The 20,775-nt window shown below is 70.4% G+C and carries 22 protein-coding genes; 12 read left to right on the top strand and 10 right to left on the bottom strand.

Annotated elements, in window-relative coordinates; translation table 11 throughout:
• A complete protein-coding gene (locus IU449_RS26510; protein WP_195004888.1) occupies nt 1-1,191 on the top strand; it encodes a winged helix DNA-binding domain-containing protein in 1,191 nt (396 codons plus the stop codon).
• Between the two features lie 420 nt (nt 1,192-1,611).
• Here IU449_RS26510 and nadC read toward each other — a convergent pair whose 3' ends face one another.
• The 3 genes from nadC to nadA form a co-directional block, all read right to left on the bottom strand.
• The gene (gene nadC, locus IU449_RS26505; protein WP_195004887.1) at nt 1,612-2,472 is read right to left on the bottom strand and encodes a carboxylating nicotinate-nucleotide diphosphorylase; all 861 of its coding nucleotides are present in this window, start codon (nt 2,470-2,472) and stop codon (nt 1,612-1,614) included.
• Between the two features lie 35 nt (nt 2,473-2,507).
• Nucleotides 2,508-4,241 carry an L-aspartate oxidase gene (locus IU449_RS26500; protein WP_195004886.1) on the bottom strand — a complete coding sequence of 578 codons (1,734 nt, stop codon included), beginning with the start codon at nt 4,239-4,241 and terminating at the stop codon, nt 2,508-2,510.
• A 115-nt stretch (nt 4,242-4,356) separates the two neighbouring features.
• Nucleotides 4,357-5,400, bottom strand: coding sequence for a quinolinate synthase NadA (gene nadA / locus IU449_RS26495; RefSeq protein WP_195004885.1), 1,044 nt, complete (start codon nt 5,398-5,400; stop codon nt 4,357-4,359).
• 96 nt (nt 5,401-5,496) lie between these two features.
• On the opposite strand from nadA, the gene IU449_RS26490 reads away from it, so the two are divergent.
• The gene (locus IU449_RS26490; RefSeq protein WP_195004884.1) at nt 5,497-6,255 is read left to right on the top strand and encodes an NUDIX hydrolase; all 759 of its coding nucleotides are present in this window, start codon (nt 5,497-5,499) and stop codon (nt 6,253-6,255) included.
• Between the two features lie 13 nt (nt 6,256-6,268).
• On the opposite strand, the gene IU449_RS26485 is transcribed toward IU449_RS26490, so the two are convergent.
• From IU449_RS26485 to bioB, 4 genes are all read right to left on the bottom strand, one after another.
• Nucleotides 6,269-6,451 carry a hypothetical protein gene (locus IU449_RS26485; RefSeq protein ID WP_195004922.1) on the bottom strand — a complete coding sequence of 61 codons (183 nt, stop codon included), beginning with the start codon at nt 6,449-6,451 and terminating at the stop codon, nt 6,269-6,271.
• 96 nt (nt 6,452-6,547) lie between these two features.
• Nucleotides 6,548-7,219: a DUF2567 domain-containing protein gene (locus tag IU449_RS26480; RefSeq protein ID WP_195004883.1), complete on the bottom strand. Its 672-nt coding sequence runs from the start codon at nt 7,217-7,219 to the stop codon at nt 6,548-6,550.
• 2 nt (nt 7,220-7,221) lie between these two features.
• The gene (locus IU449_RS26475) at nt 7,222-7,449 is read right to left on the bottom strand and encodes a hypothetical protein (protein ID WP_195004882.1); all 228 of its coding nucleotides are present in this window, start codon (nt 7,447-7,449) and stop codon (nt 7,222-7,224) included.
• A 75-nt stretch (nt 7,450-7,524) separates the two neighbouring features.
• Nucleotides 7,525-8,538, bottom strand: a complete 1,014-nt coding sequence (bioB, locus tag IU449_RS26470; protein WP_195004881.1) for a biotin synthase BioB — start codon at nt 8,536-8,538, stop codon at nt 7,525-7,527.
• Nucleotides 8,539-8,816: 278 nt separating this feature from the next.
• Here bioB and IU449_RS26465 point away from each other — a divergent pair, with 278 nt between their 5' ends.
• The gene (locus IU449_RS26465) at nt 8,817-9,428 is read left to right on the top strand and encodes a TetR/AcrR family transcriptional regulator C-terminal domain-containing protein (protein WP_195004880.1); all 612 of its coding nucleotides are present in this window, start codon (nt 8,817-8,819) and stop codon (nt 9,426-9,428) included.
• 130 nt (nt 9,429-9,558) lie between these two features.
• On the opposite strand, the gene IU449_RS26460 is transcribed toward IU449_RS26465, so the two are convergent.
• Together IU449_RS26460 and IU449_RS26455 are read right to left on the bottom strand one after the other, a co-directional pair.
• Complete coding sequence (locus tag IU449_RS26460; RefSeq protein ID WP_228805778.1) at nt 9,559-10,260, bottom strand: hypothetical protein; 702 nt, start codon at nt 10,258-10,260, stop codon at nt 9,559-9,561.
• Nucleotides 10,261-10,338: 78 nt separating this feature from the next.
• Nucleotides 10,339-11,271 carry a PDR/VanB family oxidoreductase gene (locus IU449_RS26455; protein ID WP_195004879.1) on the bottom strand — a complete coding sequence of 311 codons (933 nt, stop codon included), beginning with the start codon at nt 11,269-11,271 and terminating at the stop codon, nt 10,339-10,341.
• A gap of 144 nt (nt 11,272-11,415) precedes the next feature.
• On the opposite strand from IU449_RS26455, the gene IU449_RS26450 reads away from it, so the two are divergent.
• From IU449_RS26450 to IU449_RS26415, 8 genes are all read left to right on the top strand, one after another.
• Nucleotides 11,416-12,585 (top strand): acyl-CoA dehydrogenase family protein, encoded by a 1,170-nt coding sequence (locus tag IU449_RS26450; protein WP_195004878.1) that lies wholly within the window; start codon nt 11,416-11,418, stop codon nt 12,583-12,585.
• Between the two features lie 63 nt (nt 12,586-12,648).
• Nucleotides 12,649-13,173 carry a YiiD C-terminal domain-containing protein gene (locus IU449_RS26445; protein WP_195004877.1) on the top strand — a complete coding sequence of 175 codons (525 nt, stop codon included), beginning with the start codon at nt 12,649-12,651 and terminating at the stop codon, nt 13,171-13,173.
• On the top strand, nt 13,170-14,060 hold the full coding sequence (locus tag IU449_RS26440; RefSeq protein ID WP_195004876.1) for an alpha/beta fold hydrolase: 891 nt from the start codon (nt 13,170-13,172) through the stop codon (nt 14,058-14,060). The genes IU449_RS26445 and IU449_RS26440 overlap by 4 nt, the downstream gene beginning before the upstream one ends.
• A gap of 6 nt (nt 14,061-14,066) precedes the next feature.
• Nucleotides 14,067-15,200 (top strand): ABC transporter ATP-binding protein, encoded by a 1,134-nt coding sequence (locus IU449_RS26435; RefSeq protein WP_195004875.1) that lies wholly within the window; start codon nt 14,067-14,069, stop codon nt 15,198-15,200.
• 43 nt (nt 15,201-15,243) lie between these two features.
• Nucleotides 15,244-16,617, top strand: a complete 1,374-nt coding sequence (locus IU449_RS26430; RefSeq protein WP_195004874.1) for an ABC transporter substrate-binding protein — start codon at nt 15,244-15,246, stop codon at nt 16,615-16,617.
• A 78-nt stretch (nt 16,618-16,695) separates the two neighbouring features.
• Complete coding sequence (locus tag IU449_RS26425; protein ID WP_195004873.1) at nt 16,696-17,556, top strand: metallophosphoesterase; 861 nt, start codon at nt 16,696-16,698, stop codon at nt 17,554-17,556.
• Between the two features lie 3 nt (nt 17,557-17,559).
• Complete coding sequence (locus IU449_RS26420) at nt 17,560-18,510, top strand: carbohydrate ABC transporter permease (protein ID WP_195004872.1); 951 nt, start codon at nt 17,560-17,562, stop codon at nt 18,508-18,510.
• Nucleotides 18,500-19,339: a carbohydrate ABC transporter permease gene (locus IU449_RS26415; RefSeq protein ID WP_195004871.1), complete on the top strand. Its 840-nt coding sequence runs from the start codon at nt 18,500-18,502 to the stop codon at nt 19,337-19,339. Before IU449_RS26420 ends, IU449_RS26415 begins: the two co-directional genes overlap by 11 nt.
• Nucleotides 19,340-19,407: 68 nt before the next feature.
• Here IU449_RS26415 and IU449_RS26410 read toward each other — a convergent pair whose 3' ends face one another.
• The gene (locus IU449_RS26410) at nt 19,408-20,157 is read right to left on the bottom strand and encodes a TetR/AcrR family transcriptional regulator (RefSeq protein ID WP_195004870.1); all 750 of its coding nucleotides are present in this window, start codon (nt 20,155-20,157) and stop codon (nt 19,408-19,410) included.
• Between the two features lie 97 nt (nt 20,158-20,254).
• Here IU449_RS26410 and IU449_RS26405 point away from each other — a divergent pair, with 97 nt between their 5' ends.
• Nucleotides 20,255-20,689, top strand: coding sequence for a DUF4440 domain-containing protein (locus IU449_RS26405; protein ID WP_195004869.1), 435 nt, complete (start codon nt 20,255-20,257; stop codon nt 20,687-20,689).
• The last annotated feature ends 86 nt before the right edge of the window (nt 20,690-20,775 follow it).

The following is a 20,775-nucleotide window of genomic DNA, read 5'->3' as shown; positions in this document are numbered from 1 at the left end:
ATGCGTTCGATCGGCGTCGAAGAACGACGCGCCCGCCTGGCCAAGCGCCATCGTCTCGACGCGGCCGCGCGTACCGGCCCCGCCGCCGAGGATGTCGTCGGAATCGTGCGCTCGCTGGTCGCATTGCACGCCACCGATCCCGCCACGGTCCACCTCTCGGTCGCCGCCCGATCCACGACGGTGACACCCGCCGACATCGAGCGCACCCTCTACGAGGAGCGGACCCTCGTGCGACTGCTGGCGATGCGCCGCACCATGTTCGTGGTGCCGGTGGATTTCCTGGGCGCACTGCGCTCCTCGGTGACCGACGCGCTGGCGGTCAAGCAGCGACGCACCTACTGCAAGCTGATCGAGCAGGCGGGCGTGCTGGACGGTGACGTGGCGACGTGGTGGGCCGAGGTGGAACGCGAGACCCACGACACGCTGCTGTCTCTCGGCGCGGCGACAGGAGCGCAGTTGAGCAAGGCGGTGCCGCGGTTGCGAACCGCCGTCGACGTCTCGCCGGGCAAGGCGTATTCGCGGCCGACGAACATCACCACGTGGATGCTGGTGGTGCTCGGCGCCGAGGGCAGGATCGTGCGCGGCAGGCCCAACGGCAGCTGGTCGAGCAGTCAGTACACCTGGGAACCCATCGAAACCTGGCTGCCGGACGGTATACCCGATGTCCCGGCCGACGAGGGCAGGGCGGATGTCGTGCGCCGCTGGCTGAGCGCCTTCGGACCGGCCCCGGTGTCGGACATCAAGTGGTGGACCGGATGGACTGTCGCCCACGTCCGTTCGGCGCTGTCCCGGCTGGACGTGGCCGAGGTGGACCTGGACGGCGTCCCCGGCGTGGTTCTCGCCGACGACCTCGATCCCGCGCCGAGCGTCGAACCGGCCGCCGCGCTGCTGCCCGCGCTGGACCCCACCCCGATGGCCTGGCAGTCCCGCGACTGGTTCCTCGGCCCGCACGCGGGCGCGCTGTTCGACCGGAACGGCAATATCGGGCCCACCATCTGGTGGGACGGTCGCATCGTCGGCGGCTGGGCCCAGCGCACCTCCGGCGAGATCGTCTTCCGCCTGCTCGAGGACATCGGATCCGACGCCGAGAAACACGTCGCCGCCGAGGCCGAGCGCATCGGTGCGTGGTTCGGCGACATGCGCACCATCCCCCGCTTCCGCACCCCGCTGGAACGCGAACTCACGGCCTGATCGAAGCTTCCGCCGAACGCGGAGTCGGTGATCGGAGCAGCCCTGGGACGGTCGTCGACGAGTGTCGAGCGTGACGAAACGCTTTGCGCCCCCTGCTGCTCCAGCGGTCGCAGGTAGCCCGCGACGATCCGCGGGTTAGGTTGGGCGTATGGAGATACGGCAGGTAACCGAAACCGACCGGCCCGCGCTGCGTGCGCTGTTCACCCGTGCCGGTGCGGGCTCCCCTACCGCCGACCTCTGGGGCGACCCGGAAACCGAGGCCCGCGAAACTACACCAGCTGACAATGGTGCGCGCCCTCTGATCCCACCGAGGCAGGACGATTCGATGCGCTGCCAGGTCGGCCGCACCGCGGCCGAGCCGACGGGCGTGCTCGTGACCGCCCGGCGAACGGACCTCTCGATGTCGCCGACCGAGATCGGCTACATGTCCAGACCGAGGTCGAGCACGCCGACCGAGTGGGTGAGCGCGCCGACCGCGAGGTAGTCGACGCCGGTGCGGGCGTAGTCGGCGGCCACGTCCAGCGTCAGCCCGCCGGAGGACTCCAGCTTCGTCTGCGGGGCGACGGCATCGCGGCGCTGCACGGCGGCCTGGGTCTGCCACAGCGGGAAGTTGTCCAGCAGCACCAGTTCCACGTTCTCGGCGAGCACCGCGTCGAGCTGTTCGAGGCTGTCCACCTCGACCTCGCAGGCGATGTCGGGGGCGAGTTCGCGCACCGCCCGCAGCGCCGCGACCACCGAACCGGCGGCGACCACGTGGTTGTCCTTGATCAGCGCGGCATCGCCCAGACCCATCCGGTGATTGACGCCGCCGCCGACGCGCACCGCGTACTTCTGCAAGGCCCGCAGGCCGGGCAGGGTCTTGCGGCTGTCGCGGATCGCGCACCCGGTGCCCTCGACCGCGTCCACCCAGGCGGCGCTGGCGGTGGCGATGCCCGAGAGGTGGCAGACCAGGTTCAGCATGGTGCGCTCGGCGGTCAGCAGGCCGCGGGTGGGCGCGATCACGCCGAGCACCGACTGTCCCGGCTCGACCCTGGTGCCGTCGGGCACGCGGTCGGTGATCTCGTAGGCGCCGGCGCCGATCACCTCGTCGAGCACCAGCAGGCCGATGTCGATGCCCGCGACCGTGCCGGGCCGACGGGAGACCACCGAGGCCTTGCTGGTGGCATCGGCGGGGACGGTGGCGTTCGTGGTGACGTCCGGTCCGTAGCGCAGATCCTCGTCGAGCGCGGTGCGGATGAGGGTCAGCACGGCGTCGCGGTCCAGAGCGGCGTCCAAGGCCATGGGGGCACTCCTGTTCTCGTGGTCGTCGGGCAGCGTCACGGGACGGCCGCGAGTTCCGGGCCGTCGGGATCGCCGGCCGGTGGGTCGGGAAGACTGCGCAGCACGCCGGGCTGATCGGGAAGGCTTCGCAGATCGTGATGGGCGGGCCGGTCGAGCGAATCCAGCAGATCCGGATGCCCGTCGGGATCGAGCCGGATCGCGATGGGGCGACGCAGTTCTGGGTCGGCCGACGGATAGTCGGTGCGGGTGTGGCAGCCGCGGCTCTCGGTGCGGGCGGCCGCGGCGAGCAGCAGTACCCGCGCGGTCAGGGTGAGCGCACCGTCTTCCAGTTCGGCGATCCGCCGGGCAGCCGATTCCGTTGTGCCCGGATCCTGTTCGTCTGTCGCCGACCTCGTCCGGGAGTAACGGGAGGACAGGTCGCGCAGCACGGCGCGCTCCAGCCGCCTGCTCGCCTCGGCCAGTCCGTCGCCGTCGCGGACGACGGCGGCGTGGGTGGTCATGATCTGCTGGAGGGCGGCACGTGACACCCGCGGCATGGCGCGGGTGCGGATCTCGGTCACCTCGGCGGGGATCTCGCGGCGTTCGGCGACGGCCGCGCCCACCCGCTCACCGACGACCAGACCTTCCAGCAGACTGTTGGAGGCCAGGCGATTCGCCCCGTGCAGTCCGGTGCGCGCGACCTCGCCCGCCGCGTACAGCCCCGGCACCCCGGTCCGACCGTGCGGATCGGTGACCACACCGCCGCACTGGTAGTGCGCGGCAGGCGCGACCGGGATCAGGTCGGCGCGCGGGTCGATTCCGGCGGCCAGACACGAGGCAGTGATGGTCGGGAACCGGTCGGTGAAACCGTCGATGGCACGCGCGTCGAGGTACACGTGATCGGTGCCGAGTTCGCGCATCCTGGCCGCGATCGCGGTGGACACCACATCGCGCGGAGCCAGATCACCGCGCGGATGCACTCCCGCGGTCACCGACCGGCCCGCGCGGTCGACCAGCACCGCCCCCTCGCCGCGCACCGCTTCGCTGATCAGCGGGCGGCGACCGATGCCGCCGGGGGTGTGCAGCACGGTCGGATGGAACTGCACGAACTCCAGATCCGCGACCGCCGCGCCCGCCCACAGCGCCAGTGCGACACCGTCGGCCGTCGCGCCGGGCGGATTGGTGCTCAGCGCGTAGAGCTGCCCGAGTCCGCCGGTGGCCAGCAGCACGGCGGGGGTGTGCACGACGCCGAAACCTCTGTCCGACACCACGATCACGCCCTGCACGCCGTGGGGTCCGGTGACCACCTCGCAGGCGGCCGCGCCGAACAACACCGGCAGCCCGGCCGCATTCAGCGCCCGCTGCACCTCCGCGCCGGTGGCGTCGCCGCCGGCGTGGATGATGCGCCGGGTGCTGTGCCCACCTTCGCGGGTGCGGGAGATCTGGCCGTCGCGACCGAGGTCGAACACCGCGCCGAGGTCGGTCAGCGCGTCGACCGCGGCCCGGCCGCCTTCGACGATGGAGCGCACCGCCGCCTCGTCACAGAGCCCGCCGCCTGCTTCCACCGTGTCGCGAACGTGGGATTCCACCGAGTCGCCGTGCGGGGCGACCACCGCGATGCCACCCTGCGCGTACTGGGTGGAGGTGTCGGTGGGGCCGCCCTTGCTCAGTGCCAGCACCCGCAGTCCGCGCAGCGAGGCGGTGCGTGCCGCCGTCAGTCCCGCCACGCCGCCGCCGATCACCACCAGGTCGGCCGTGGCCTCCCATTCGATCGTCGCCGGAGCCGTCATGTTCTCGTGCCTTTCGCTCCGAGCGCCCGCGCGCGGATCACGCGTGCGGATTCGGGTGCGCGACCGCGATTCCGGATACCGGACAGCCGCGCACCGTCCAACCGTCAGCGACGGTTCACTCACCGCCGCCTGGATTGCCGATCGCGATCATCCGCTGCACCGAGTTGCGGCCCAGCGCGGCGGTCTCCGGATCGACGTGCACCTCGTCGGCGCCTTCGACCAGGCACCGCAGCAGCGCTGCCGGGGTGATCATCTTCATGTACGGGCACGACGCCCGGTCGTTGACCGCCTGGAAGTCGATGCCGGGCGCGGCCTTGCGCAGCTGATGCAGCATGCCGACCTCGGTGGCGACGAGCACCTGGCTCGACTTCGCCGCCTTGGCGGCGTCGATCATGCCGCCGGTGGACAGGATGCGCACCCGGTCGGCGGGGAACGAGCCCTCACCCGCGAGGTACAGCGCCGAGGTGGCGCAGCCGCATTCGGGGTGCACGAACAGCTCGGCGTCGGGGTGGGTGCGCGCCTGCTCGGTGAGTTCCTCGCCGTTGATGCCCGCGTGCACATGGCACTCGCCGGCCCAGATGTGCATGTTCTCCCGGCCGGTGACCCGCTTGACGTGCGCGCCGAGGAACTGGTCGGGCAGGAACAGCACGTCGCGCTCGGGGTCGATGGAGGCGACCACGTCGACCGCGTTGGACGAGGTGCAGCAGATGTCGGTGAGCGCCTTGACCTCGGCGGTGGTGTTCACATACGACACCACGACCGCCTCAGGGAACTCCGCCTTCCACGCCCGCAGCTCGTCGGCGGTGATCGAGTCGGCCAGCGAGCATCCGGCGCGCTGGTCGGGGATCAGTACCGTCTTGTCCGGGCTGAGGATCTTGGCGGTCTCGGCCATGAAGTGCACGCCGCAGAACACGATGGTGTCCTCGGGAGCTTCGGCCGCGATCCGCGAGAGCGCCAGCGAGTCGCCGACGTGATCGGCGATGTCCTGGATCTCGGGCAGCTGATAGTTGTGCGCGAGAATGGTCGCGTTGCGCTCACGAGCCAGGCGCTTGATCTCCTCGGCCCATTCCGGCGTCGCCGCCACCCCGGTGTACCCGGTGGGCCCGTCGACCACCTGTTCCATCAGCGCAGGCGCGGGCTGCACACCTGTTGTCGCCATGACGGCTCCCTTCCTCGTGCGGCCGCCGACGCCCGTATCCGTGTCACGCGACGCTGCGATTCGCACCAACCAGGTTTTCGACTTACAATCGAAAACGTGCCCCATAGTAACACTGTTCACGAAACACTCACCGCGGTGTTCCAGGTTCGCCGCTTCGACGACAAGGAAACAGCAGGTCAGCGCGATGCGACTGCCGTTACCGGGGCGCAACGGAGCGTGCACGGCGGCCGTCGCCCCGAACTCGCCGTCCTGCTGTGGGAGCGCGCACTCGATCCCCAGAAGGGCACCTGGTCGCTGCCCGGCGGCCGCTTGCGCGACGACGAAGACCTCGACGCCTCCGCGGGCCGCCAGCTCGCGGAGAAGGTGGACGTGCGCGAACTGGCCCACCTCGAGCAGCTGTCGGTCTTCAGCGACCCGGATCGCGTCCCCGGCCCGCGCCGTATCGCCTCGGCCTATCTCGGCTTGGTCCCGCTGACCGCCGAACCGGAACTGCCCGACGACACCGCCTGGCACCCGGTCTCCGCGCTCCCCCGCATGTCCTTCGACCACGGCACGGTCGTCGAGCACGCCCGTACCCGCCTGGCCGCGAAGCTGTCCTACACCAATATCGCCTTCGCCCTCGCCCCGGCGACCTTCACGATGTCGGTGCTACGCGAAATCTACTGCGCGGCCTTGGGATACGACGTGGACACCACCAACCTCCAGCGCGTCCTCAACCGCCGCAAGGTCATCGTCCCCACCGGCGACACCGCCGCCCCGGGACGCGCGGGGGGCCGCCCCGCCGCCGTCCATCGCTTCACCGACTCCGGCCTGCGCGTCACCGACGAGTTCGCCGCGCTGCGCCCGCGCACCTGAGCGCCCCACAGAACTACGCGTCGTACGACCGCTTGCGATGCTTGTCCGTTCTGCGGTAGCGACGCCCGCTCGGAATCGGCTGCGCCACATTGGATCGCCGTAGTTCGTGGCGCCGCCGCCAGGCCGCGAGATCCGGGCGCTCGGCCGCCCGGATCGATCCGGGTTCCGCCTCGTCGGGCATGTCGAGTCCGCGCATGTCCATCACCTCCCCTCGACCGGTGAAGGTAACGCCGAGCATGCGGCGGACGCCACCGGTTATCCCGGCCGGATCAATCCATCCGACCGCATCGGGTCAGTGGGTTCGGCCGGCCTCCGGCAGGTGCCCGGAATCGCGGCGAGTGGAACCGGCGCCGGGTAGGCCACCACCCCACCCCGGCCTGTCGAACGCGGGGACCGCACTCCACCGCGGCGTCGGCACGGCGTGCCCGAAGGCGCTGGTATAGCCGGTGCCCAGATCGTCGGAGGTGCTCAGCGCGGCGAAGAACAGTACGACCAGGGAGGCGATCAGCGGTTGCACGAGCAGCGCCAGACCGGTCCCGACGCCCGTGGGCAGCGTGACGACGGTCCCGACCGCCGGATCCTCGGCGCGCGGGTGCAGCAGATCGGCCACCGTCTCACCGCTGCGGGCCATCGCGTACGCACCGACGAGCGATCCCGACAACAGCCCCAGTTGCAGCAGCGGACCGCGCACCGGACGCAGCAGCCGCCAGACGGCGACCGCGGCCACCAGACCGGTGACCGCGCCGAAGCAGACGAACATCGCCACCGCGTCGAACTGGTGCAAGCTCTCCCCGATCAACGCCGACCCGCGATCGGGCTCGGTGACCACCAACTGCTCGGTCGGCGACACCAGGCCCCACAGGACGCCCACCACCAGGCTGACCGTGACCACGGCCGCGGCCACCAGCAGACCCGCCGCGACTTCCCTACGCACCCCGCCCGCGCGAATCCCGCTGCCCGCCATCACTACCGGTGTTCCAGACGCCGGGAATCGAGTACGCCGTGCCGGGAGCACTTCGCCCACCAGCCGTCCGGGCTCACTTGCACGATCATCCGCCTGCCGCACTCCTCGCAGAAGCGCGGCGGCTCCAGACCGAGGGCGGCCGCGGCGGGCACGGCGTCGTCGACACCGGGCACGATCCGTTGGCCGGTGAACGGGTTGTAGCGCTCGTCCATGTTCACGACACTACTCATGGTCACCCCTGTTCATGGTCGCCCCTGCCGATGGTCGCCCCTGCTCATGGTGGTCGTCGCCCCCGTATCGCCGCTTCAGAGTGTGTCGTTGAGCGCCTTGATCGGCATCTTCAGCTCGCCCAGCAGGTCCAGGTCGGACTCGGCCGGGCGGCCCAGCGTGGTCAGGTAGTTGCCGACGATGACGGCGTTGATGCCGCCGAGGATCCCCTGCTTGGCACCGAGGTCGCCGAGGGTGATCTCACGACCGCCCGCGAAGCGCAGGATGGTGCGCGGCAGGGCCAGGCGGAAGGCGGCGACGGCCTTGAGCGCCTCGGCCGCGGGCAACACCTCGAGATCGCCGAAGGGGGTGCCCGGGCGCGGGTTGAGGAAGTTCAGCGGAACCTCGTCGGGCTCCAATTCGGCCAGCTGGGCGGCGAATTCGGCGCGCTGCTCGAGCGTCTCCCCCATGCCGAGGATGCCGCCGCAGCACACTTCCATGCCCGCCTCGCGGACCATGCGCAGGGTGTCCCAGCGCTCCTCCCAGGTGTGGGTGGTGACCACGTTCGGGAAGTGCGACTTGGCGGTCTCGAGATTGTGGTTGTAGCGGTGCACGCCCATGGCGGCCAGCTGGTCGACCTGTTCCTGGCTGAGCATGCCCAGCGAGCAGGCGACCTGGATGTCGACCTCGTTGCGGATGGCCTCGACGCCGGCGGCGACCTGCGCCATCAGCCGCGCGTCCGGACCGCGCACGGCGGCGACGATGCAGAACTCGGTGGCGCCGGTCTTGGCGGTCTGCTTGGCCGCCTCGACCAGGCTGGGAATGTCGAGCCAGGCGGCGCGCACCGGCGACTGGAACAGGCCCGACTGCGAACAGAAGTGGCAGTCCTCGGGGCAGCCGCCGGTCTTGAGGCTGATGATGCCCTCGACCTCGACCTCGGGGCCGCACCACTTCATCCGGACATCGTGGGCCAGCGCGAGCAGCGCCTCCAGCCGGTCGTCGCCGAGACGAAGCACCGCGAGGGTCTGTTCCTGGGTCAGTCCCTCGCCGCGCTCGAGCACCTGCTCACGCGCGATCTCGAGAATGTCGGTCTGAACGGGTGCCTGGGTCACGGCGTAATTCCCTTCGGGCGGGACTCGAGGTCGACGGAAACGACCCCTCGACCGAGGTAGTCGTACAACTTGAACAGCGTTCAGGCTAAGCTTGAACAGCGTTCAGGTTAGGGGAGCGGCCGGTGTGAGTCAAAGCACCCGTCGGACCGTCCCGGATCGTCCCCGAGGCGAATCCGGGCAACCTCCGGGACGCCGTGGCGGCCGACCGCCCGGGCAGCCTCGGGCCACGCCGGGTAGCGTCGAGGCCCCGCCGGAGGAGTCAGGAAGGTGACGAGCGAGTGCAACTGCACAGAGCGGACGTGGTCGAGGGCGCGATCGCCATCCTCGACGAATACGGTCTGGCCGATCTGACCATGCGCAGGCTGGCCGGCTCGCTGAAGGTGCAGCCCGGCGCGCTCTACTGGCACTTCCCGAACAAGCAGGCGCTGCTCGGCGCGGTCGCCGACCGGATCCTGGCACCGATGGACGACCCGGTAGCGCAGGAGAGCTGGTCCGGCCAGATCACCGAACTGGCCCACCGCCTGCGCGACTGCCTGCTGGCCTACCGCGACGGCGCCGAACTGGTCTCGGCGACCTACGCTTCCCGCCTGACCACCAGCAAGGGCCGCGAGCGCTTCGCGGGAGCTGCCATCCGCGCCGGAATGCCGCGCCAGGAAGCCGACCTCGCCGCCTACACCCTGTTGTATTACGTCCTCGGGCAGACCGTCGACGAGCAGGCCCGCATGCAGATGGACGCGGTGGGCGCGCTGCCCGAGACCACCCGGGCCACCCCTGACTCTCCCGATGCCGCGCCGTTCGCCGAGACCACCGACGCGACCGCCCGTTTCGACTTCGGCCTGCAATTGTTCGTCGCGGGCGTGCGGCAGATGCTGGGCAGTCGGGTGCGCTGATTCCGGGTCGGGCCGGAGCACACCGCCCGTCGTCCGAGAACTGCCCGGTCGACGAGGACTGTCCCGGAGACGACCGGAGCCCGGCCGGCGGGTGAAGACCACCACACCGACCGGGCTCCTGTTGCCGCGCTTACTTGGCCGGAGGCGTCGGCGCGGGCGAGTTGATGGTAGTGAAGTACTGGATGGCCGCACCGATCGCGACCGGCGCGGTGACCAGCAACTGGCCCGCGAGCGTGCCGAGGGCACCGACCGCGAGCACGCCGCCGATGCAGCCGATGGCCGCGGCGGGCACGAACGGCCCGAACAGGCCGACGATGGTCGCCGACGCGACGGTCGCGCCCGCGATGCCGCCGAGCACGCAACCGACGGCCGCGCCGCCGAGGCCGCCGACCACGGTGCCGATGGCGGCGCCCATCGAGATGGTGCTGGTCAGCCTGCTCCAGGCCGCCACCTCGCGGTCGTACTCGTTCTTCCAGGGCGCCTTGTCCTCGAAGGGCAGCGCGACGGGCTTGAACGTCGCGTGCTCACGATCGAACTGGGGGGTCAGCGTCACCGTGCGGTCGGCGATCTCGGCCGCGATCGGGAACTCGAAGTCGTCGATGCGGAAACTCAGCGGCATGCCGGCGAGCACGGTGCCGTCGACGGCCTTGATCTTCAGCGCCGAATCCTCGACGACCAGTGCGCCCTCGTCGATGCTGATGATGCTCTGGGTGTCGGTGGCGTGGGCGGTGAAGTCGACGACTCCATCACCGGCGGGAGCCGCGCCGGCGGTGCCGGACGCGATTCCGCATGCGGCGACCAGGCCCGCGGCCACCGCAACAATCTTCCTCATCCTGATGTGTCCTCTCGATTTTTCGTGACATCGGCGCTGCGCGCCGGGTGCCGGCAGCCGGAGCGGCCGCCGGACAGTTCAGAGGTCGAGCACGAGCAGGTCCCGCTCGGCTCGGGAGACGCAGAGCATCATGGTTTTTCCCTCGGCTCGTTCCCGGTCGTCGAGCACCGAGTCACGGTGCTCGACGGCGCCCGCGAGTACCCCGGTCTCGCAGCTGCCGCAGGTGCCCTCGCGACAGGAGGTGATCACCTCCACGCCCGCGGCCGCGAGCACGTCGACGATGGACTGCCCGGGCTCGACGCGGAAGGTGCGTCCGTCCCCGGCCAGCCGGACCTCGAAAGCCCGCTCCACGGCCGGCTCGGCCGGTCGGGGCGCGAAGCGCTCGACATGCACGGCGACGCCGCGGCGGGCGCCTTCGGCCTGGGTCGCGGCGAGCAGCGGTTCCGGGCCGCAGCAGTAGACGACGGCGCCCGGGTGACGGTCGAACAGTTCCGCGAGCGGCAACAGCCCGGTCTCGTCCTGCGGCAGCAGGGTGACGCGCGGGTGCCGGCCGGCGAGCGTGTCGGCGAAGGCCATGTGCGCTCGGCTGCGGCCGCCGTAGTACAGCGACCAGCGGGCGCCGGAGGCGTCGGCGGCGGCGGTCATCGGCAGGATCGGGGTGATGCCGATGCCGCCTGCCACGAACAGGTACTCCGGCGCGTCGACGAGCTCGAAATTGTTGCGCGGTGCGGAGACGCGCAGCAGCGCACCGGGGGTCGCGGTGCGGCGCAGATGATCGGAGCCGCCGCGGCCCTCGGGCTCGTGCAGGATCGCGATCCGCCAGCGGGAGCGGTCGCCCGGGTCGCCGCACAGGGAGTACTGGCGCACTCCGGCGGCGCCCACGGCGACGTCGATGTGGGCGCCGGGGGTCCAGGTCGGCAGCCGCGCCCCCGAGGCGTCGGCGAGTTCGAGGGAGAACACGCCGTCGGCCTCGTCACGACGTGCGGCCACCCGTGCCGTGATGTCGTTCATCTGGTCTCCTCACCAGCCGGTGTCTCGCGATCACCGTCACTGGAAACCAGCGCACGCGCAGCACACGAACAGGCAGTCGATTCGCGCAATCGACGTTGACTATCGCCCCGGCGCGCACGAGGCCCGCCCGCCGACACTGACGCCATGACTACAGTCGCGCAGTTGGTGGAGCGGACCACACAGTTCATCCATGAGCAGGTTGTTCCGGTGGAACGCGAAGTCGTCGTCGACGGCCGGGTCATGGACGACGCGCTCCGGCTCGAGTTGCAGAAGAAGGCCAAGGAGGCCGGCGTCTTCGGCCCACTGTCGGAGACCCGATACGGCGGGCTCGGACTGGACACCAGAGCCCAGGCTCAGGTGCTCGAGGCGGCGGGCGCGAGCCTGCTCGGCCCGATCGCGCTCAACGCGTGGGCGCCCGACGACGGCAACATCCACCTGCTCGCGCATGTGGCGAACGACGAGCAGAAGCAGCGTTACCTCGCGCCGCTGGCCGCGGGCGAGGTCCGCTCGGCCATCGCGATGACCGAGCCCGCCCCCGGCGCGGGCTCGGACCCGTCGATGCTGCGGACCTACGCCCAGGAGACCGACGGCGGCTGGATCATCAACGGCGCCAAGCATTTCTGCACCGGCGCGCAGGGCGCGGCGTTCGTGATCTGTGTCGCGAACACCGACGACGGTCCGACCATGTTCCTGATCGACGCCGACAATCCCGGCCTGCGGGTGGGCAGGCGCATGCCGACGATGGACTACACCAGCGCTCCCGGCGGACACTGCGAGGTGGATTTCGTCGATTGCGCGGTGCCCGATTCCGCGGTACTGGGCGAGGTCGGCCAGGCGTTGCCGTTGGCGCAGGCCCGGTTGGCGCCCTCGCGGCTGGTGTTCTGCATGAACTGGCTCGGCCTGGCGGTGCGGGCGCAGCAGCTCGCCATCGACCACATCACGACCCGCACCTCCTTCGGCTCCCCGATCGCCGAGCACGGGATGGCGCAGGCCTTGATCGCCGACAGCGAGATGGACATCGCCGCCTCCCGCGGGCTGATCCGCACCGCCGCCGAGACCATCGACGCCGCGGGCCCGACCGCGTCGCAGTCGCGGCACGAGGCGTCCATCGCCAAGACCTTCGTCTCCGAAGCGGTGTGGCGGGTGCTCGACCGCGCGGTGCAACTGCACGGCGGTCTCGGCGTGTGCGAGGACCACCTGGTCGCCCGCTTCCTGGTGGAGGCCAGGGCTTTCCGCATCTACGAAGGCCCCTCGGAAGTGCTGCGTTCCTCCATCGCCCGGCGGGCGCTGCGCGCACGACTCCCCCGCGCCTGACTTCGCGCCGCGCCCGCACCACTCGCGCGCCCCGTGGGCGCCCCTCACTGAAAGGCACTGACGATGACCACTGGTGAACTCACCGGATTCGCGGCGGGCTATCCCGAACTCGACACCGCCGCCGTCGATTACGACTACCTGCGGACCGCCTCGCACGCGCTGATCCCGTTCGGCAACCATGTCGGCACGGTCATCACCGAACTCGGACCCGAGCGGGCGGTCGTGGAGATTCCCGCGGGCGGTCCGGTCACCAACCACATGGGCACCGTGCACGCGGGCGCGTTGTTCACCGCCGCCGACATCGCGGGCGCGGCCGCTTTCGTCGGCGCGGCCGCCACCGGCCTGACCAGGGTGAAGCGTCTGGTGCTGCGCGGGGCGACCTCGGCCTACAAGCGCCCGGCGACCGGGCGCATCCGCGCCGTCGCCACCGTCGAACCCCAGGACATCGCGGGTGTGCTGGCCTCGACCGGCACCGAGCGGTTCGCGATCACGGTGCCGGTCGCGCTGCTCGACGACGCCGACGTTCTGGTCGCCGAATTCGGCTTCGACTACGTCTGCGACACGAACCCCGGGGCGGGTGAGCGATGACCAGCGCCCCGTCGAGCAAGCGTCCTTCGCTCACCGATCTGGAAGCGATCCGGGTCGAGACCGGCGACGGCGTGGTGTTCACCCTGCGGGTTCTGCCCGCCGCGCGCCCCGAAGCGCCGGTGGTGCTGATCCTGCCCGCCATGGCGATGAAGGCCAAGCACTACCTGGCGCTCGCCACCAGCCTGCACGAGCAGGGCCTGTCGGTCGTGACCACGGACCTGCGCGCGCAGGGCGAAGCGCTGCCGCCGCTGGGTGAGCACACCGATTTCGGCTACCGGGAGATGATCGAGACCGACCTGCCCGCGCTGGTGCGCGCGGTACGAGAGCGCTTCCCACAGGCCCCGGTCCACCTGTTCGGGCACAGCCTCGGCGGCCAACTGGCACTGCTGTTCGCCGCCGCCGAGACCGAGCAGGTGGCGGGTGTGGCGGTCATCGGCACCGGCACGGTGTTCTGGTGGGCCTTCGGGCCGCGCCGGTGGTTCGAGGCACTGAGCCAGATCCAGTGGATCGGTCTGGTGGCGCGGGTGAAGGGGCTCTGGCCCGGCGGCGTGCTGATTCCGGCGCCGATGGCGGGCGGAGTCATGCGCGACTGGTCGTGGCATTCGCTGACCAGCTACTACCGGCCCAAGGGCACGAAACGGCGGTACAACACCCTGCTGCGCGCGCTGTCGCTGCCGGTGCTGGTGATCTCGCTGGACGCCGACGTGCTCGGACCGAAATCCAATGTGGACTTCCTGGTCTCGCGGATGCCGAGCGCCCGGATCACCCGCTGGCACATCGACGCCGGTTCCGGGGTCGCGCACCGCGATCACTTCACCTGGGTGAAGGACTCCCCGGTGATCGCCGCCCGCGTCGCGGCGTGGGCGCGCGGCGAGCGACCGGAGTAGGGCGAGATGGCACGATTGCGAATCGAAGCGGTGTCCAAGCGGTTCGGCGACGCGGCCGCGGTGCGCGAGGTCGATCTCGACATCGCCGACGGCGAGTTCATGGTGCTGCTCGGGCCGAGCGGCTGCGGCAAGTCGACCCTGCTGCGCATGGTCGCGGGTCTGGAAGACCCGAGCGACGGCCGGATCCTGCTCGACGGCAAGGACATCACCCATGTGGCACCGCAACAGCGCGACCTGGCCATGGTGTTCCAGAGTTACGCGCTGTACCCGCATTTGACGGTCGCGAAGAACATCGGCTTCCCGCTGCGCGCCCGGCGGACGCCGCGCGCCCGGATCGCCGGCCGGGTCGCCGAGGTCGCGGCCGTGCTCGGACTCACCGACCTGCTCGGCCGCAGACCCGCCAACCTCTCCGGCGGCCAACGCCAGCGCGTGGCCCTGGCCCGCGCTATGGTGCGCGACCCCGGTGCGTTCCTGATGGACGAGCCGCTGTCCAACCTGGACGCCAAGCTGCGCAGCGCCACCCGGGCCGAACTGATCTCGCTGCACCGCACCCTGGGCGCGACATTCCTCTACGTCACCCACGATCAAGTGGAAGCCATGACCATGGCCGACCGGATCGCGCTGCTCAACGAGGGCCGGGTCGAGCAGGTCGGCACACCCGCCGAGCTCTACGACCGGCCCCGATCGACGTTCGTCGCCGGGTTCCTCGGCTCGCCGCCGATGAACCTGTTCCCCGCGACCGTGGACGCGCGCGGTGACCGGCTGCACCTGAGCGCCGAGGGCGTCGACATCATGCTGCCGCAGACGGCAACGGATTTCCGTGGACCGCTCGAGGTGACCGCGGGCATCCGCCCCGAGCGGCTGCGGCCCGCGACGACCGGCCCCGCGATCCGCGGACAGGTGCGCATGGTGGAAAACCTCGGCAGCGAGGAACTGGTGCACCTGGACACCGGCGCGCACACCTTCGCCGTGCGAGTGCCGCGCCCGTCCGGGGTGGGCGCAGGCGAGGCGCTGGGCCTGCACGCCGATCCCGCCGACATCCACCTGTTCGACGCCGCCTCCGGGCTCCGGCTGCGGTGGAGCGAACCGGGAACCGGCGCCCCGATCGACCGCGACGCCGAACGCGTCGCCGTCGCCTGATCCCCGCGATCAGGTCCGCACCACCGATGATGAGGAGTACACAGTGAAACGCACCGCGCCCCTTGCGGGCCTGGTGTTCGCGGCCGTCCTCGCGCTCAGCGCGTGCGGCGGCCTCGGCCCGACCACCACCGACGAGGGCGCCGAGGCGGCCCGGATTCCCGAGCTCGCCCCGGACCAGAAGGTGTCGATCGTCTTCGAGTCCTACAACTACGGACTCGCCGGCGCGTGGACCGAGACCTTCGACAAGCTGCTCGGCCAATTCCGCGCCGAGCACCCGAACATCACGGTGACGGCGCAGAAGCCGCAGGGCAACAGCCCCAACCCGGCCACGGACACCATTTCCAGCATCCAGAACCAGATGGTCGCGGGCACCCCGCCCGACGTCGCGCAGCTCGGCTTCAGCGACCTCGACTTCACCATCAACCAGCTCGGCGCGAAGCCGCTGGACACGCTGGTCGGCGCCGACGAGGTGCAGGCCAACTTCGACGGCGAGAAGCACCCCTACGCAGAACGCGCGCAGACCCTCGCCGACTGGGACGGCCACACCTACGGCGTGCCGTTCGTGTTCTCCACCCCGGTGCTGTACTACAACGCCTCGCTGTTCACCCAAGCCGGTCTCGACCCGGCCGCACCGCCGGCCACCTGGGACCAGGTCGCCCAGGCGGCGGCAGCCATCACCGAGAAGACCGGCAAGGGCGGCGTCTACATCGACTGCCTCACCAAGACCGCCAAGGACTGGTGCTTCCAGTCGCTGGTCCGCTCCAACGGCGGACGCGTCATCTCCGAGGACCGCACCACCCTGACCTACGCCGAGCCCCCGGCCGTCGAGGTCGCCGCGATGGGACAGCGCCTGGTGGAATCGGGTTCCATGCCGCGCCTCAACCAGAAGCAGGGCTACGAGGCCTTCTCCCGGGGCGAGATCGGCATGATCCTCGAGACCAGCGCCATCCAGGGCACCTTCGTCACCGGAGCGAAGGACAAGTGGGACCTGCGGGCCGCGCCGATGCCCAGCTTCGCGGGCAAGCCGACGGTGCCGACCAATTCCGGTGCCTCCCTGTACATCCTGTCGAACGATCCGGCCAAGCAGCGCGCGGCGTGGGAACTGATCACCTTCCTCACCAGCGAGAGCGCCTACACCACCATCTCGCAGGGCATCGGCTACCTGCCGCTGCGCACCGGCCTCATGGATGATCCTGCGGGCCTGCAGGAATGGGCCGCCCGCAATCCGCTGCTGCAGCCCAACGTCGCTCAGCTGGCGACGATGGAGCCCTGGATCTCCATGCCGGGCAACAACTATCTGCAGATCCGCGACGGCATGATGGACGCCGTCGAAGCCGTGGTGTTCCAGGGCAAGGACCCGGCCGCCACGCTGACGGCGGCGCGCGATCAGGGCGCGGCGCTGATGCCCCCGCAGTAGCACTTCTCTCCACCATCCGACCACCGACCCGGCCGCGCGTCCCACCCACGGGGCGCGCGGCTTCCCGAGGGGGAATCCATGCCCGAGGTGACCATCGTCCAGCTCACCGACACCCACATCCGGCCCGTGGGCGAACAGCCCCTGCACGGCGTCGTCGACACCTACACCAACCTCACGCAGGTGCTGCAGCAGCTACGGGCCTCGCACCGCACGATCGACGCGTTCGTGTTGTCCGGCGATCTGGCCGACAACGGCGCGCCCGAGGCCTATCGAAGGCTGCGCGACGCGGTGGAGCCGGTGGCCGAGGAGCTGGGCGCGCGCGTCATCTACGTGATGGGCAATCACGACGAGCGCGTCGCGTTCGGCACCGAGTTGCTGCGCTCGGACGCGGCGCTGCGGGACCCCGATCTCACCCACGATCAGGTCACCGAGGTCGCCGGCTTGCGCATCATCGCACTGGACAGCACCATCGAGCACCAGCACGACGGCGTGCTGCGGCCCGCTCAGCTGGAGTGGCTGGCCGATGAGCTGCGCACGCCCGCCCCGCGCGGCACCCTGCTGGCGTTGCATCATCCGCCGATCCCCTCGCCGCTGCCCGCCACCGAATATCTGCGGCTGCGCACCCCCGAGCAGCTGGCCGAGGTGGTGCGCGGCTCGGATGTGCGCTTGGTGATCTGCGGGCACAATCACCTCACCGCCGCGGCCTCGCTGGCGGGTATCCCGGTGTGGATCGGGCCCGCGGTGGCCTACCGGCTGGACCCGCTGGCGCCCGTGGGCAGGCAGCGCGGATTCACCGGATTCGGTTTCAGCCGTATCGATCTGCTCGGTGACTCGCTGGTCGCCACCGCCGTGGAGGCGACACCGGCGGGCACCGTCTACGACCGGCCCGAGCAGGACGTGCTCGACCAGCTCGCGGCGCTGGCCGCCGAGGCGAGGTAGCCGATGTTCGTCCTCGACGCGCCCGCGCCGGTCACCGCCGCACCCGCCGCGAACAACGCGCCGCCCCGCCCCGCCCGGTTCCGCCGGGCGGGGCGCGGTGTCGTCCCGTACCTGTACCTGGCGCCCGCGCTGCTGCTGCTGGTCGTGTGGACCTATCGGCCGCTGATCCAGGCGTTCGAGCTGTCGACCTACTCGTGGAATCTGCTGCCCACCTCACCCATGCGCCCGGTCGGCACCGGCAACTACGAACGGCTGCTGGATCTTCCGGCGTTCTGGGATTCGCTCGGCCGCACCGGCGTGCTGATCCTGGGCATGCTGCCGTTCACCGTGCTCGCACCGCTGGTGATCGCGCTGGCCAGTCGCCGGGTGCGCGGCCGCGCGCGGACCATGTACCACGCCTTCATCTTCGCGCCGTTCCTGGTGGCCCCGGTCGCCGCGGCCGCGGTGTGGCGGTGGCTGCTGCATCCCGGCGGCGGTGTCGTCGGCCAGGTGCTCGGCACCGACCGCAACTGGGTCTACGACGCCACTACCGCGCACGCGGTGATCATCGCCATCACCGGCTGGCAGCTGCTCGGTTTCGCCGTGCTGGTGACGTGGGCCGGGCTCGCGGGCATCAGCACCGACTACGAGGAGGCGGCCCGGGTGGACGGCGCGAGCCCGCGCCAGATCCTGCGCTGGATCACCCTGCCGATGCTCTCACCGACCCTGATGTTCCTGGTGCTCACGACGGTGCTGCTGAGCCCCACGCTGACCTTCCCGCTCATCGACTCGATGACCCAGGGTGGCCCCTCGCAATCCACCACCAACATCTACTACCTGCTGTGGGACTACGCCTTCCACAGCTTCGACGCCGGACTGTCCGCCGCGGCCGGAGTGCTGCTGTTCGCCGGATTCGGTGTGATCGCCGGCATTCTGGTCTGGATCTCGGAAAAGGTCTCCTTCCATGACAATTGACGCCCCCGCCCGCTCGGGCCTCGCCGACCGGCTGCGGGGCGCGGGCAGCCATCTGCTGCTCGCCGCCACCGCCCTGCTGGCGGCCTTCCCGATCTACTGGCTGTTCGCGACCTCGCTGCGCCGTCCCGAGGACGTCACCTCCCTGTCCCCCGTGCCGTGGCCGCTGTCGATCGGCAACTACACCGACGCCGCCGACAAAGTGGACGTGCTGGGGTTGATCGGCAACACCTTCTTCGTCGCGACCTTCTCCGCGACCGGGCAACTGCTCGTCGCGTTGCTGGCCTCCTACGCCTTCGTCATGTACACCTTCCCCTTCCAGAAGGTGCTCTACCTGGCGTTCGTCGGCGTCTGGCTGGTCCCGTTCCAGGTGACGATGCTGCCGAACTACGTGCTGCTCACCCAGCTCGGCCTCATCAACACCCTGATCGGCACCGCACTGCCCACCCTGTGCTCGGCGCTGGCGGTGCTGCTGCTGCGCCAGCACATGGCGAGCTTCCCCAAGGAACTGGTCGCCGCCGCGCAGATCGACGGCCGCTCCTCCTGGTCGATCCTGTGGACGGTGGTGGTGCCGAACCTGCGACCCGCGCTGGCCGCGCTCGGCATCCTGCTGTTCATCAACGCGTGGAACGAATACTTCTGGCCCGCGGTCGTATTGCGCCAGTCCAACAGCGTGCTGCAGCTGGGATTGCGCAGCTTCATGGGCACCGACGGCGACCAGTGGGGGCCGATCATGGCGCTGGCCGGGCTGGCGTGCCTGCCCGTGCTGGTGATGTACCTGCTGCTACAACGGCACATCGTCAACGCGTTCGTGCGGTCCGGGTTGAAATGACGTCCTCCCCGCGCTTACTCCTGCCTCGTGGCCGCGTCGAGCACTTCGCGCAGACGCACGCTGACCGCTCAGCGGTGTTCGCCCGCTCCCGGCGGCAGGCAGGCGGCGATGCCGTCCAGCACATGGGCGAGCCCGTACCGGAAGCGCTCCTCGGGCGGCAGATGCGGCACCCGCGCCTGCCGGATAGTGCGGGTGAACATCGGATACCGCCCCGACGCGACGACCTCGGCGACGTACGGCCCGACATAGCGGCTCATCCATTCGGCCATGTCCATCCCGGTCCGCCTGGCCTGTTCCAGCCAGCCGATCTCCCGGTGGACGGCGCTGTGGGTGTAGTCGCTGAGCATCCCCACCAGACTGGCGATCTCGTCGATGTCGAGCCCGAAACCGTCGAGCGCGGACATGGCGAACTCCTGCACCCGCAGCGAGTTCGGCCCCAAGGTGGGACGCCTGCCGGCCAAAGCGATCTGCCAGGGGTGGCGAAGCCCCACCGCACGGGTCCGCTCGGCGGCGAGGGACAAATCCCGGCGCCAGTCCCCGCTCGGCCTGGCGGGTAGGTCGATCTCACCGAACACGGCGTCGATCATGAGATCGATCAGATCGTCTCTGCTGCCGACGTAGCGGTACAGCGACATCGCGCCGGTGCCGAGATCCGCGGCGATCCGGCGCATGGTCACGGCCTCCATACCCTCCTCGTCGGCGACCCGGATCGCCGCCTGGGTGATCTGGGTTCGGCTGTAGCCGGGTCGCCGCCCCCGGCCCGAACGTTCCGACGCCTCCGGGCGCATCCAGATCGTCGTCTCGTCGTGGCTGGACATGGACCTCCTCGTTCTCGCGTACATCGTACTTGAATTACGGATGGCATTTCGAGTACGTTGTACCTGAAATGAGCCGTCACCGACGAGGGGACCGGAAATGAATGTCCGACCGACATTGGGCGACACCGAGAGCGACGCCCGAGCCCAGCAGGTGGCCACCGAGTTCGCCGCGGGATTGCAGCGCGCGGGCGCGGCGAGCGACGCCGACGGCTACGACTCCGCCTTCGCCGCGGATGTGCTGTGGGGCAGCCCCTTCGGAGCGAGCCTGAGAGGATACGACGAGTTGAACGCGATCCATCACCGTCTGATGGCCGCCGGCGTCGCCCCGCCGTCACGGTTCGACGTGGTGGCCGCCCTGGCTCCCACGCCCGGGGTGGTGGTGACCCAGATCCGCAGACAGGCCACCGATACCGACGGCTTCTCGGAGCTGGCGATGTACGTACTGGTCGAGCGCGGCGGCCGGTGGTGGCTGGCCGCGGCGCAGAACACCCCCGTCGGCGAATCGCCGCTGCGAACCGCGGACCCGGCCTGATCTCCGATCGTTGACCGCCCCGGCTCCCCTCGGCCCGACCACAGGACGATCACCGTGCCGCCGACCTGCGGCGTCCGGTCGGATGG

Origin of the sequence: Nocardia higoensis (assembly GCF_015477835.1) — a bacterium.
GTDB lineage: Bacteria > Actinomycetota > Actinomycetes > Mycobacteriales > Mycobacteriaceae > Nocardia > Nocardia higoensis_A.
Note: the sequence above shows the minus strand (reverse complement) of the source record. Positions and strands in the feature narration are given on the sequence as shown.